This window comes from Streptomyces sp. Je 1-332 (assembly GCF_040730185.1).
In the GTDB taxonomy this organism is placed as follows: Bacteria; Actinomycetota; Actinomycetes; order Streptomycetales; family Streptomycetaceae; genus Streptomyces.
This window is the reverse complement of sequence record NZ_CP160402.1, coordinates 7,366,127-7,379,302: the sequence shown is the minus strand read 5'-3', so window position 1 is coordinate 7,379,302 and position 13,176 is coordinate 7,366,127. Positions and strand designations below refer to the sequence as shown.

The 13,176-nt window shown below is 69.4% G+C and carries 10 protein-coding genes; 3 read left to right on the top strand and 7 right to left on the bottom strand.

Annotated features, from left to right (window positions below; genetic code table 11):
* Window positions 1-105 precede the first annotated feature (105 nt).
* Window positions 106-606 carry a hypothetical protein gene (locus ABXJ52_RS33140; RefSeq protein WP_367049447.1) on the bottom strand — a complete coding sequence of 167 codons (501 nt, stop codon included), beginning with the start codon at window positions 604-606 and terminating at the stop codon, window positions 106-108.
* Between the two features lie 350 nt (window positions 607-956).
* Between ABXJ52_RS33140 and ABXJ52_RS33135 the strand changes: the two genes are divergently transcribed.
* Window positions 957-1,607: a class F sortase gene (locus tag ABXJ52_RS33135; protein WP_367047192.1), complete on the top strand. Its 651-nt coding sequence runs from the start codon at window positions 957-959 to the stop codon at window positions 1,605-1,607.
* A gap of 51 nt (window positions 1,608-1,658) precedes the next feature.
* On the opposite strand, the gene ABXJ52_RS33130 is transcribed toward ABXJ52_RS33135, so the two are convergent.
* Together ABXJ52_RS33130 and lysX are read right to left on the bottom strand one after the other, a co-directional pair.
* On the bottom strand, window positions 1,659-2,504 hold the full coding sequence (locus tag ABXJ52_RS33130) for a polysaccharide deacetylase family protein (protein WP_367047190.1): 846 nt from the start codon (window positions 2,502-2,504) through the stop codon (window positions 1,659-1,661).
* A gap of 119 nt (window positions 2,505-2,623) precedes the next feature.
* Window positions 2,624-5,923, bottom strand: a complete 3,300-nt coding sequence (lysX, locus tag ABXJ52_RS33125; protein ID WP_367047188.1) for a bifunctional lysylphosphatidylglycerol synthetase/lysine--tRNA ligase LysX — start codon at window positions 5,921-5,923, stop codon at window positions 2,624-2,626.
* Between the two features lie 220 nt (window positions 5,924-6,143).
* Between lysX and ABXJ52_RS33120 the strand changes: the two genes are divergently transcribed.
* Together ABXJ52_RS33120 and ABXJ52_RS33115 are read left to right on the top strand one after the other, a co-directional pair.
* The gene (locus ABXJ52_RS33120; protein ID WP_367047186.1) at window positions 6,144-6,605 is read left to right on the top strand and encodes a universal stress protein; all 462 of its coding nucleotides are present in this window, start codon (window positions 6,144-6,146) and stop codon (window positions 6,603-6,605) included.
* A gap of 145 nt (window positions 6,606-6,750) precedes the next feature.
* A complete protein-coding gene (locus ABXJ52_RS33115) occupies window positions 6,751-8,175 on the top strand; it encodes an amino acid permease (RefSeq protein ID WP_367049446.1) in 1,425 nt (474 codons plus the stop codon).
* An 8-nt stretch (window positions 8,176-8,183) separates the two neighbouring features.
* Here the strand turns inward: ABXJ52_RS33115 and ABXJ52_RS33110 are convergent, their stop codons facing one another.
* The 4 genes from ABXJ52_RS33110 to ABXJ52_RS33095 all read right to left on the bottom strand — a co-directional run bounded on the left by ABXJ52_RS33110 (window position 8,184) and on the right by ABXJ52_RS33095 (window position 13,099).
* The gene (locus tag ABXJ52_RS33110) at window positions 8,184-9,815 is read right to left on the bottom strand and encodes an extracellular solute-binding protein (RefSeq protein WP_367047184.1); all 1,632 of its coding nucleotides are present in this window, start codon (window positions 9,813-9,815) and stop codon (window positions 8,184-8,186) included.
* Between the two features lie 67 nt (window positions 9,816-9,882).
* Window positions 9,883-10,821, bottom strand: a complete 939-nt coding sequence (locus ABXJ52_RS33105) for a carbohydrate ABC transporter permease (RefSeq protein WP_367047182.1) — start codon at window positions 10,819-10,821, stop codon at window positions 9,883-9,885.
* Window positions 10,818-11,765 (bottom strand): ABC transporter permease subunit, encoded by a 948-nt coding sequence (locus ABXJ52_RS33100; RefSeq protein ID WP_367049445.1) that lies wholly within the window; start codon window positions 11,763-11,765, stop codon window positions 10,818-10,820. Before ABXJ52_RS33100 ends, ABXJ52_RS33105 begins: the two co-directional genes overlap by 4 nt.
* Before the next feature lie 206 nt (window positions 11,766-11,971).
* Window positions 11,972-13,099, bottom strand: coding sequence for an ROK family protein (locus ABXJ52_RS33095; protein WP_367047181.1), 1,128 nt, complete (start codon window positions 13,097-13,099; stop codon window positions 11,972-11,974).
* Window positions 13,100-13,176: the final 77 nt, after the last annotated feature.

Sequence of the window (13,176 nt, the reverse complement as noted above, 5' to 3'; positions counted from 1 at the left end):
GCGCGGAAGGGGGGCGCGCCGGCCAGGAAGGCGGAACGGTTCACACCCGACGTGCGGGCAACCCGACGTGCGAGTGACGGGCGTGCCGGTGACGGGAGCGTGCGGTCAGAGGCCGCGTCCCGCGTTCTCCGAGCGGCGGCGCATCCAGAACACCCCGCCGCCGACCAGGGCGACCGCCACCAGCGCCCCACCGATCGCCATGTCGGTGCCGGTCGCCCCGGCGTTGCTGCTGCCGCCGAGACCACCGCGGACCCCGCCGTGGATGACGGTGAACGCGTCGGGCTTGGTGAGGGTCTTGCCGCCGCAGTGCACGGTGATGCTGTGCGCCCCGGGGCTCGCGTGGTGGTAGACCATGGGATTCGCGCTGGCCGTGCCGCCGCCCATGGTCCGCAGCTTCGTGTCGGGGAAGGCGTTCGACGTGACCTTGCTGCCAGGGGTGTGGCAGGCCGTGCCGTCGACCGTGACCGTCAGCTGTCCCCCGCGGGGGATCACGCTCGGCATGGCGACGATGTTGGACGGATCGGCCCAGGCCGATGCCGTCGGGGCGGCGAGGCCGACGACGGCACCCGCGGTGACGGCGACCGCGAGGGCACGAGTGGTGCGCATACGAGAAGTACGCATGTGATTCCTCCGCGGAAGACGCCCCGGGGTAACCGTCCCCGGTCGATCGGCGAGAGCGCCTCCCAAACAGACCCTCAGTTGCCCTGCACAGACCCGCATTTCGACGCTCGGCCGTCCTGGTGAGGCGACACGCCGAAGCGCGAACGCAACTGCGGATATTGCCGCAGGTCACGGACCGTCAGAAAATTCCTGCGGACCACGACTCATATGGCGCATGCCCGGTATGGGCGCCACCCGTTCGCTCCCGCTCTGTCGCCCGTCGCGTGCGCCGCGCTTAGCGTTCTTGTACGCGCAACGGACGCGGTTCGAATGCCGCGTTGAGAGGGGATCAGAGAATGCCTTCGTCCCAGCCGGCCGATGAAGAGGAACCGCAGCGGAAGCGCGCGCCGTGGGGCGCGATGGCGCTTGTCCTGCTGACGGGCCTCGCGCTGATCCGGAATGGCTCAGGGGAGTTCGACGTGGGTCCGCCCCAGCCCGCGTCGGCCGCCGCGGCGGACCGGGCCCCTGAGGGGAAGGTCGTCGCGCCGCTGACCTTCTCCCCCGCCGAGCGCGTGGGGATCAAGGGCATCCGGGTGGACGCGCCGGTCATGCCGGTCGGGCTCGACGAGGACGGCTGGGTGGACGCGCCGCCGCCGGAGGACCCGAACCTCGCCGGCTGGTTCACCGGTGCCGTCTCGCCGGGTGAGAAGGGCACGTCGGTGATCGTCGGCCACGTGGACAACCAGCAGGGTCCCGCCGTCTTCTACGGCCTTGGCTCGCTGGAAAAGGGGCATCGCGTCGAAATCCTGCGCAGGGACCGCAAGACCGCGGTTTTCGAGATCTACGGAATCGAAGTGTTCGAGAAGAACAATTTCCCGGGCAGTCGCGTGTACAGCGACAAGGGGGCCCCGGAACTGCGCGTCATCACCTGCGGCGGCGGTTTCTCCAAGCGGTCCGGTTACGACGGGAACGTCGTCGCTTTCGCCCGCCTGGTGGACGTGCGCTGACGACGAAGGCGTCGGCGGAACACGGTGGCACCGGGCGGGCGAAACACGCTCCTACGTTCCGTAGCGGCTCGGCACGGTGAGCCGGTAGCCCCCGTCGATGAGTTCGGGCAGATACGTCCGCAGGGCCTCGACACTCTGGGAACGGTCGCCGCCCGCGTCGTGCGAGAGCACCACGACTCCGGGCCCCGCACCGGCCCGTACGCGCCGGATGATCGAGGCGGTGCCCGGCTCGGTCCAGTCCAGGGTGTCCACGGTCCAGGCGAGCGGCTCCATGCCCAGGTCGGCGCCGAGCTGGAAGGCGTTGCGGTTCCAGGCCCCGTAGGGGGCGCGGAACCAGGCGGGGGGTTCGCCCACGGCGTCCTCGACGACCTCGCAGGTGCGCTCGATCTCCTCGCGCATCGCGCTCCGGCTCATCTTCGGGAGCAGCGGATGTGTCCAGGTGTGGTTGCCGATCAGATGCCCGTCGCCGGCCATCTCACGCAGCAGATCCTTGTTGTCGACGGCCATCTCGCCGCAGACGAAGAACGTCGCGTGGACGTCGTACTCGCGCAGGGTGCGCAGGATGCCCGGTGTGTAGCGGGGGTCCGGGCCGTCGTCGAAGGTCAGGAACATGCTGCGGCCCTGTCCGTCCATGCGCAGGATCGGCTTCCTGCGGACGCGGGGCAGGGCGCGCGCGGCGTGCGGCGGGCCCTGGCCCGCCATGGGCTGCAGGCGGTACGCGGAGGGCTTGAGGGCGCGTGCGGCGGGCGGGCCACCGGCCGCCGCACCGCTGGAAGCCGTGGGCCTCGGGGTCGTCGGCCGCTCCGTGCCGGAACACCCCGCGGCCGCGGCCAGACCGAAGACAGTGGCGGCGCGCAGGAGTGCGCGCCGCCCTGGAGTCATCTGATCCTTTTTCATTACTAATCCGTCGCATGGCGGAAGGCCGGGGAGGACCAGCAACACCACGGCGGGCCTTGAAAGCACCCGATGGGACCAGCAGAACCGAGGAGCGACGGGAGGGGATGGACGGGAGGGAATCAGCGGCGGCGGACGAGCGGGAAGGGCAGCGTCTCGCGGATGGTCAGGCCGGTGAGGAACATGACGAGCCGGTCGACGCCGATGCCGAGCCCGCCGGTGGGCGGCATCGCGTACTCCAGGGCGTCGAGGAAGTCCTCGTCCAGCTCCATCGCCTCCGGGTCTCCCCCGGCGGCGAGCAGCGACTGCGCGGTGAGGCGGCGCCGCTGCTCGACGGGGTCGGTCAACTCCGAGTAGGCCGTGCCCAGTTCGGTCCCGAAGGCGACCAGGTCCCAGCGTTCGGCCAGGCGTGGATCGGTGCGGTGCTGCCGGGTCAGCGGGGAGACGTCGGTCGGGAAGTCCTTGTAGAAGGTGGGCAGCTGTGTCTTCTCCTCGACAAGCCGCTCGTACATCTCCAGGACGACGTCTCCGCGGCCGTCGTCGGGCTTGTACGGGACGTGCGCGCGGTCGCAGAGCTGGTGCAGCCGCGGGAGCGGGGTGTCCGCGTCGACCTCGTCGCCGAGGGCTTCGGAGATCGCGCCGTAGACGGTCTTGACCGGCCAGGGGCCGGAGATGTCGTGCTCGGTGAGCCGCCCGTCCGCGTCCGCCTTGCGGGCGACGGGTGAGCCGAAGGCGGCGGTGGCGGCGCCCTGGATGAGCTCGCGGGTGAGGTCGAGCATGACGTCGTAGTCGGCGAACGCCTGGTAGGCCTCCAGCATCGTGAACTCGGGGTTGTGCTTGTACGAGACGCCTTCGTTGCGGAAGGTGCGGCCCATCTCGAAGACCTTCTCCATGCCACCGACGCAGAGCCGCTTCAGATACAGCTCGGGTGCGATGCGCAGATAGAGGTCGAGGTCGTAGGCGTTGATGTGGGTGGTGAAGGGGCGGGCGTTGGCGCCGCCGTGGATCTGCTGGAGCATCGGGGTCTCGACCTCCAGGTAGCCGCGGTCCAAAAGCCCCTGGCGCAGGGCCTGTACGGCGGTGGAGCGGGCCCGGACGACGTCGCGGGTGCCGGGGCTCGCGACCAGGTCGAGGTAGCGGCGGCGGACCTTGGCCTCGGGGTCGGCGAGGCCGCGGCGCTTGTCGGGCAGCGGGCGCAGGCACTTGCCGGTGAGCTGCCAGCCGGTGACGAAGACGGTGAGCTCGCCCTTGTCGCTGGCGCCGACCGTGCCGGTGGCGGTGATGTGGTCGCCGATGTCGGTTCCCGAGGCGAAGCTCTTCAGGACGCCGGCCCCCGACCGGTCGCGGGTCAGGGCGAGTTGGCGGTCGCCCGACCAGTCGCGCAGGACGGCGAAGACGACCCCGCCGAAGTCGCGTACGAGCATGACGCGTCCCGCGACCGTGACCTCCTCCCCCGCCAGGGCGGGTGTCACGTCGGCGAGGGTGTGGGTGCGCGGCGGGATGCCCACGGGGTAGGGGTCGACGCCGTCGGCGCGCAGCCCGTCGAGCTTGCGGTGGCGGATGCGGACCTGGTCGGAGAGCGCGGCCAAGGGGCCGGCGTCCGTGGCATCCCCGTGGCCCGCGAGGCCGAGGGCGGAGATCGGTGGCAGGCCCGCCGTACTGGTGGGCTTGGTGACGGCCTTGGAGCGTCGGCCCTTGCCCCAGAGCTTGCGCAGCGAGGGCACGGATACGAAGCCTTCGGCGATGCCCGACGCGAGGCTGATCCGGGCGAGGGCGCCCGCGTCTCCGTAACAGATGAAGCGCGGGTACCACTCGGGGTGGTACTTCGCGTTGGAGCGGTAGAGCGCTTCGAGCTGCCACCACTTGGAGAAGAAGAGCAGCAGCTTGCGCCACAGCCGCAGGACGGGTCCTGCTCCGATGCGGGCGCCTTCCTCGAAGACCGAGCGGAACACGGCGAAGTTCAGGGAGATGCGGCGCACCCCGAACTTGCCCGCGCCCGCGCAGAGTTCGGCGACCATGAACTCCATGACGCCGTTGGGCGCGGTGGCCCGGTCGCGGCGCATCAGGTCCAGGGAGATGCCGTCCTTGCCCCAGGGGACGAGGGAGAGCAGGGCGATGAGCCGGCCGTCGGCGTCGAGGGCCTCGACGAGCAGGCAGTCGCCGTCCTCGGGGTCGCCGAGGCGGTCGAGCGCCATGGAGAAGCCGCGCTCGGTCTCGGTGTCCCGCCAGGCGTCCGCCTTGTCGACGATCGCCTCCATCTCCTCGTCGGTGAGGGTGGAGTGGCGGCGGATGCGGGTGGTGGCGCCGGTGCGGCGGACGCGGTTCACCGCCTGGCGTGTGACGCGCATGTCACGGCCGTCCAGATCGAAGCCCGCGACATGCAGGATCGCCTCGTCGCCGAGCTGGAGCGCGCCGAGCCCGGAGCGGGCGTACGCGGTGGCGCCCTCCTCGGAGGCGCCCATGACGGCGGGCGCCCAGGCGTACTGCCGGGCCACGTCCAGCCAGGCGCCGATCGCGTGCGGCCAGGCCTCACGGTCGCCCACCGGGTCGCCACTGGCCAGGCAGACGCCGGCCTCGACACGGTAGGTGACGGCGGCCTTGCCGCTGGGCGAGAAGACGACGGCCTTGTCGCGCCGGGTGGCGAAGTAGCCGAGGGAGTCCTGGGCGCCGTATGTGCCGAGGAGTGCGCGGATGCGGGGTTCCTCGTCGCCGTGCAGGGCGGCTTCCATGCGCTGGGAGCGGAAGAGCGTGGCGGCGGCGTTCAGGAGGGCGAGGGCGCCGAGGAGGCCGAGCCAGAAGTGCAGGGCGCGCGGGGGCCTGCCGCCGAAGTCATGGCCGGTGACGAGCCCGCCACAGACACGGTTCGCCGCCCACGGCAGGGCCTCGCCGCGCGGCAACGTACCCGGGAAGAGCGCGACGAGCCCCCAGCCGACCAGGATCGCCACAGCGAGGCCCGCGACGAGCACGAGGACGGCCCGCCGGACGGCGCCGCGGCGGGAGTCCGCGGAGAACTCCTTGCGGGCCAGGACCAGGAGGGCGAAGGCGACACCGCAGACGATCAGCGAGGGGAGCGAGTCCGCCCAGAAACCCAGGGCGATACCGAGCACGTCGAAGGCGAGGAGCAGCCCCAGATAGACGATGACCAGCCACCATGCGACCTTCTTGCGGGCCGCTGTGGCCGCGGCGAGAAGGAAGAGGAAGACGGCGTACGCGAGGTTGGGGCTGACCGGGACCGTGAGCAGGTCGAGGACGCGGACCACCGGGCGCAGGAGGTGGCGCAGCGGGGCGATGACCGCGAGGATCGCGCAGAAGAGACCGAGGGCGCCGAAGAAGGTGGCGAACCCTTCCGGCACCCGTCTGAGGAAGCGGTCGCTCGCGCCCTGCGGTCGCGCGGTCCTCGGGCTCTCCACGCTGGTGCTCATGGATCGACCCTAGGAAGGGTCGGCCGGTGCCGCCCGTCGAGCGGGAGCGGGGTCGCACGTCGGGAGGGTGCGCGCGGCTCCGCGAGCGGGAGCGGGATCGCACGTCGGGAGGGTCCGCGCGGCTCGGCGAGCAGGTGCGTGCGGCTCGGCGAGCAGGTGCGTGCCGCCCCGGCCGTGGGCGCCCTCAACGGGAACGGCGCTCTCCGTTAACCTCTCGGCTGTGACTGAAGACCACTCCCACCAGTTCGAACGCGGCACCGACGGCCCGAAGGTGATCGTCGTCGGAGTCGATGGCTCGGACTCCTCGCTCAGGGCCGCGGCATATGCCGGAGGCCTTGCCCGGCGCCAGCGTGCCCTGCTCGCCGTCGTCTACATCCAGCCGGTGATGGCCGCGGGCGCCGCGCTGGGCGCCCCGGTGGCCGAGGCGACCGACGAGATCGCCGAGTCTCTGATCACCGAGATCAGAGACGCGGCCGAGCGGGTGAAGGACATATTCGACGTCCGCTGGGAGTTCCACACTTTCCGCGGCGACCCGTACAGCGGTCTGGTCACCGCGGCCGACGACCTCAAGGCGGACGCCGTGGTCGTCGGCGCCTCCGAGCAGGCGGGCCACCGGATCGTCGGTTCGGTCGCCGTGCGCCTCGTCAAGGCGGGCCGCTGGCCGGTCACCGTGGTTCCGTAGGTCCGTCACCGCGGTTCCGTAGCCCACAGCCGCCAGACTGCTGAACCGGCACACCTTCGAGGGGTGTGGCGTCTTCCGTCATGCTCACGCCTGCGCCATCATGATCCGCCATCAGCCGACCGACGTCCGCGAGAAGGTGGAGCTCATGGCGGGACTCCGGATGGGGCACGGCGTCATGCGCCGCAAGCCCATCGAACACATCGACGAGACAGAGGCCGGAGCGGAGGGCGGGCTCTCCCGCTCGCTCGGTCTCTGGCAGCTCACCGCGATCGGCGTCGGCGGCATCATCGGCGCCGGCATCTTCACCCTCGCCGGGACGGTGGCCAACGGCACGGCCGGGCCCGCCGTCCTCATCTCCTTCCTCATCGCCGGAATCGCGAGCGCGGCGGCGGCCTTCTCGTACGCCGAGTTCGCGGGCCTCATCCCGAAGGCGGGGTCGGCTTACACCTACGGCTATGTGGTGCTCGGCGAGCTCACGGGCTGGTTCATCGGCTGGGACCTGCTCCTGGAGTACACGGCGATCGTGGCGGTGGTCGCGATCGGCATCTCCGGCTATTTCAACTTCCTGCTCGAGGACATGGGCGCCTCGCTGCCCACCTGGATGCTGGGCGCGCCGGGCACGGGCGACGGCCACAAGGTGGACCTGTTCGCCGCGGTGCTGTGCCTGCTCATCGCCTATCTGCTGACGCTCGGCATCAAGAACGCCGCACGCTTCGAGATGGTCGTGGTCGTCCTCAAGGTCATCGTCGTCCTCGTGGTGATCGCGGTCGGGTTCTTCCACATCAACACCGGGAACTACGAGCCGTTCTTCCCCTTCGGCGTCAGCGGTGCGTTCACGGGCGCGGCCACGGTCTTCTTCGCCGTGTTCGGCTACGACGCCATGAGCACCGCCGCCGAGGAGTCCAAGGACGCACAGCGCCACATGCCGAAGGCGATCCTCTACTCGCTCGCGATCTCGATGGTCCTGTACGTCCTGGCCTGCCTCGTCCTCACGGGCATGCAGGGCTACAAGGACATCGACCCGGAGAGCGGGTTCTCCACCGCTTTCAAGTCGGTGGGCCTCGGCGGTCTCGCCGATGTCATCGCCGTCGGCGCGATCATCGGCATCCTCACCGTGATGTTCACCTTCATGCTGGGCGTCACGCGCGTCTGGTTCAGCATGTCGCGTGACGGGCTGCTGCCGAAGTGGTTCGCCAAGACGCACAAGACCCGGCACGTGCCGACCCGGGTGACGTGGATCGTCGGGTTCGCCTCGGCCGCCATCGCTGGTTTCCTGCCGATCGGCGAGGCGGCCGAACTGACCAACATCGGCATCCTGTTGGCGTTCATCGTGGTCTGCGTCGCGGTGATCGTGCTGCGCTACAAGCAGCCCGACCTGCCGCGTTCGTTCCGCTGTCCCTGGATGCCGGTGGTGCCCGCCATCGGGGTCGTCTTCTCCATCTGGCTGATCACGTTCCTGCAGTGGCAGACGTGGGCGCGGTTCGCGGTGTGGTTCGCGGTCGGTCTTGTCATCTACTTCGCTTACTCGTATCGGAAGTCGGAGTTGGCGAAGACCGACCGCGTTCCCTAGGGGGCCGCTCAGGCTGCGCTCTCGATGGACTTCTGGAATTCCCGCGCCATCTGCTCCAGGCCCTTGCTCTTCCACTCGGCCCAGAAGGGCTTCCACTCGCTCAGCTTCTTACGGCCGCTGACGATGTCGTTGACGAGGTCGGTCGCCTCCGTCGACATGCGGCCGTAGTGCTGGGTGTAGGCATCCGAGTAATGGCCGACGACCGGGTTCTGGATGGCGGTCTCGATGAGCTTCTGCTCGGCGGCGTACACGTCCTTGACGTCCTGGGCACGGTCGGTGCCCGGGAACGTCGACGCGACGAGCGCGAACGGTGAGGTGGTCGCCGTGGTCAGTCCGCTGAAGAGACCCTCGACCTGCTGCTTGCCCTGCTTGGAACGCTCCGGGAAGCCGTTCTTGTCGTAGCGGAAGTCCTCGCCCTCGGTGCCGAATTCGAGGAACTCCCGCTCGGTGGTGCCGAAGGGCGCGGCCAGGTAGTTGAGCACGCCGAGCAGCATGCGTACGCGCTTCTCGTCGCCCTTCTTGATGGCGGTGTAGCCGATCGTGCCGAGGTGGTAGTGGTGCTTCGGCTTGTTGCCGCCGGCGCCGAACGGGATCAGGATCTCGGCGGCCTGCTCGGGATCCTGAACACGGGAGTCCTTCCGCGCGTTGAACGGGTTCGCGAACACACAGGCCCCGATCGCCCCCTGCGCCATCTTCGTGTACGCGTCCGCCATCTTGGGGTTGCCGGGGTAGAAGACCCCGGCCTTCTTCAGCTTGAGCAAGAAGTTGAGGGCTTCCGTGTACTCGTCGGTCTCCTGGAACCAGGTGAGCGAACCATCCTTGTTCTGCCGCCACTTGTTGGGAGCCCCGAAGCACTGGCTCATGACGCTGGCCGCATTGACGTAGATCGGCTCCAGGGCCCAGACCTTGCCGCCCGTGACCTCCTTGCACTTGGCGAGGAACTCATCGGGACTGCTCGCCGCGAGGCCGTCCGCCTTCTCCCAGACCTTGGGATTGCCGCCGTAGACCTGGCCGAAGGCCGGGTACGGGCTCGGGGCGCCCCAGATCTTGCCGTTGACGACCGCGGTCTTCCAGTGCTCGGGAGTCATCGCGGCAAGGTTCGGATAGTCCTTCACCGCGTCCCCGGAGACGTACTCGGTGATGTCCGCACACTTGGCCTCAAGCAGCTCGGCGATGTGCTGGATTCCCTGGTTGGGCGGTATCCAGAGCAGGTCGGGCAAGTTGCCGCCCGCGATGGTCGCGGAGAATTTCTCCTCGTAGCCAGGGTCGGTGCCCAGGATCGCCGTGAGGTCGACGCCGAGCTCCTTGTTGACCTTCTTCCAGTACGCGTTGGAGTCCTTGGGCAGCGGCGGCTGCGTCCAGATCTCCGTCAGCATCGTGATCTTCGAGCCGTCACCGGGAGTCTTCGGGACGCTGCGCACCAGGTCCTTGGGGTACGAGAGGAACCCCGCCGACAACCCCTTCGCGTTCGGCGGCAGATCGGGCTTGACCTTGGTGAAGGGGACGTACGAAGGCAGCTTCACCTTCGACGACGCCGCCTCGCCCGTCTTCTTCGCACCCGAGCCGCAGCCCGTCAGGGAGGTGGCCGCCGCGCCCGCCGCGACCGCGGTCGAGAGGCTGAGGAAAGTGCGTCGGGACATGCCTGTCATGGGAATCTCCGCAAAGGGTGTCAGGGAGCGAGAAGTTTCCGGGAACGGGAAAGGGAGTTCAGCCCTTGATGGCGCCGGTGAGCACGCCCTTGGTGAAGTACTTCTGCAGGAACGGGTAGAGCAGCAGGATCGGGATGAGCGCGATCATGACGACGGCCATCGAGATCGACTGCTGCGGCGGCATGTGGCTGACGCCCAGCTGGTCGCCCGAGATGGACTTGCCCTGGACGACGTACGTGCGCAGGACCAGCTGGATGGGCCACTTGCCGGAGTCGTTGAGGTAGAGCATGGCGTTGAAGAACGCGTTCCAGTACGTCACCGCGTAGAAGAGACCGACGACGGCTACGACGCCCTTGGAGAGCGGAAGGACGATACGGGTCAGGATCCGCCAGTCGCCCGCGCCGTCGATCCGCGCCGCCTGGTAGAGCTCCTCGGGGATGTTCATGAAGAACGCGCGCAGGACGACGAGGTTGAAGGCGTTGATCATGACCGGGAGGATCAACGACCAGTAGGAGTCGAGGAGTCCGAGCTCCTTGACCACCACGTACATGGGCACCATGCCCGGCACGAAGAGGAGCGTGAAGAGAACGAGCAAAAGGATCGGCTTGCTGCCGGGGACGCCGCGTTTGCTGAGGCCGTACGCGAGCCCGATCGTCGTCAGGAGCGAGAGTGCCGTGCCGACGAGCGTGATCAGGACGCTGACGACGACGGCTCGGGAGACGATGCCACCGGAGAGGATCGTCTCGTACGCCTCCAGGGTCGGGTCCGTGGGGAAGAGCACGAAGCCGCCCGCTTCGGTGATCTCCTCGCGGGAGGCGAGGCTCGTGGAGAGGACCGTGAGGAAGGGCAGGATCATCACGGCGCAGATGACGGTGATGACGACGGCCTTGGCGGCCGAGCCGATCTTCGTCGGCGGCTCTTCCCAGGCGGGCCGCTCCTCGCGGGGCCGTTGCCCGCGGGGCCGCGGGGAACGCAGGGGGAATCCGAAGCTGCTCATTTGCTGTACACCCCGTGCTCTCCGAAGGCGTGGGCGACCTTGTTGGCGCCGTAGATCATCAGGGCCCCTACGACGCCCTTGACCAGGCCCGCGGCGGCGCCGACGCCCCAGTCGCCGTAGACGACGCCGTGGTAGTAGATGTACGTGTCGAGGACTTCCGAGGCGCGGGCGCCGACCGCGTCGCGTTGGAGCAGGAACTGCTCGAAGCCGACGGACAGGACGTCACCGAGGCGCAGCACAAGGAGCATGATCGTGACGCCGCGCACGGCGGGCAGGGTGACGTGCCACATGCGGCGCCAGCGTCCGGCGCCGTCGACGGCCGCCGACTCGTACAGGCTCTGGTCGACGCTGGCGAGCGCCGCCAGATAGATGATCATGCCCCAGCCGATGTCCTTCCAGATCACCTGGCCGGTGATGAGGAGGGGGAAGGTCCCGGGGTCGGTCATCACGTCCAGGGCGGACATGCCGTGGTCGCGCAGGTAGTTGCTGAACAGGCCCGCGCCACCGAGTACTTGCTGGAAGAGCGCGACGACCAGGACCCAGGAGATGAAGTGCGGGAGGTAGACGACGCTCTGTACGAACTTCTTGATGCGCGGGCTGACCAGGCTGTTGATGAGCAGGGCGAGGGCGAGCGGCGCGGGGAAGAAGAAGATCAGCTGGAGCGCGGCGAAGGCGAGGGTGTTGCGGACCGCTTCCCAGAACGCCGGGTCCGCGAAGAGTTCCTGGAAGTTGGCGAGGCCGACCAGCGGGCTGTCCTTGAAGCCGATGAAGGGCTGGTAGTCCTGGAAGGCGATGACGTTGCCGAGCATCGGAACGTAGAAGAAGAACAGGAAGAAGAGCAGGCCCGGGGCCATGAGGGCGAGCATCACCCAGTTGTTCCGCAGTCGGACGCGGAGCGGTACGCGGCGGTGGCGCGGCGGGTTCGGGGACTTGGGATCCGACACGGACGGTGGCGGCGACGCGGCTCGTGGCCTGCGTTGCGTTGCTGGGGATGTCACACGTACTCCCTGGCCTGGCGGCACGACGGAACGGTAAAACGGCAGCCGACAGCCGAGACGGCAGTCGAGAGCCGGCCGATTAAGAAGCCAACTTGCCGAAAGAGAGCCACATCATCGAAGCGTGACTCGCGCCCGTCAACCACCCGCCGGTCCTAGAGAGTTGGACTTTTCCGATCGGCGTGGTCGATGTGCTCCAGTGCGAGACGAGCTGCCCCGATTGCGGTGGATTCCTCGCCGAGTACGGAGGTTTGGACGGTCGGCCGGTAGGGGCAGAGCTCGCCGAGCCGAGCCGCGAACGGCTCGCTGAGCAGGGCGCCCGCGCGGGAGATGCCGCCGCCGAGCACGACGGACTGCGGGTCGAGCACGGCGACGTGGCGGGCCAGGCTGTCGGCGAGGCCCTCGGCGAACGCACGCAGGGTGTACCTGGCGCCGCCGTCGCCCGCCGCGGCGGCGGTCACCACGGCGCGGGCGGCGTTCTCGCGGGTCGGCCTGTCCGCGCCGTCGTGCCCCGCGAACCAGTCGAGAAGCCGCTGGTAGCACCGCGCCCAGCCGTCCCCGGCGACCATCTCGCCCGCCGCGCCGTTGTGTCCGCGGTGCAGCGTGCCGCGGAGCCACAGGCCGATGCCGAGGCGGTTGCCGACGTAGAGGTACACGCAGTCGCCCGCTCCCACCGACACTCCCCCGGTGCACTCGGCGAGGGTCGCGAGCTGGATGTCGTTGCCCACGACGACGGGGCCGTGACCGGGGTCGGCGAGTTCCCGGGTGAGGTCGACGCCCGTCCACTGGGGCAGCGAGTCGCTCTCCACCACCCGGCCCGCGGCGTCCACCATGCCGCTGGTGCCGACGCCGGTCGCCAGTGGCCGCACGTGCGCCGCGGCGGGCTGCGCGAGGCAGCCCGCGATCGCCTCGCGGACGGCGTCCAGGCGCCGGGCCGCCGGGAGTTCGGGCGTGACGGCGACGCGCTGGGTGGCCACGGTGCGGCCGAGCAGGTCCGCGGCGTGCACCAGGATCTTGTGCGCGCCGATGTCCACGCCGAGGACGTGGGCCGCCTCGGCCCGGAAGCGGAACCTGCGGGCCGGCCTGCCCACGCTGCCGCTGCCCGGCGTCAGCTCCACCAGGCGGCCCTCGCGCAGGAGCTGGGCCGTGAGGTCCTGGGCCGTGGGCCGTGACACCCCGATGAGCGTGGCCAGTTCGGGCACGGTCATCGCGTCCCGCTCGCGCAGCACACGCAGGGCGGCGGCCGCGTTCAGGCGGCGCAGCAGTGACGGGTCCCCGCTCATGTCTCCCCGATTCAAGGCGTCCCCCTTGACAGCGCGATCGGTTGATCTCCAGTGTGACCCGGAGCGATTGAGAAACT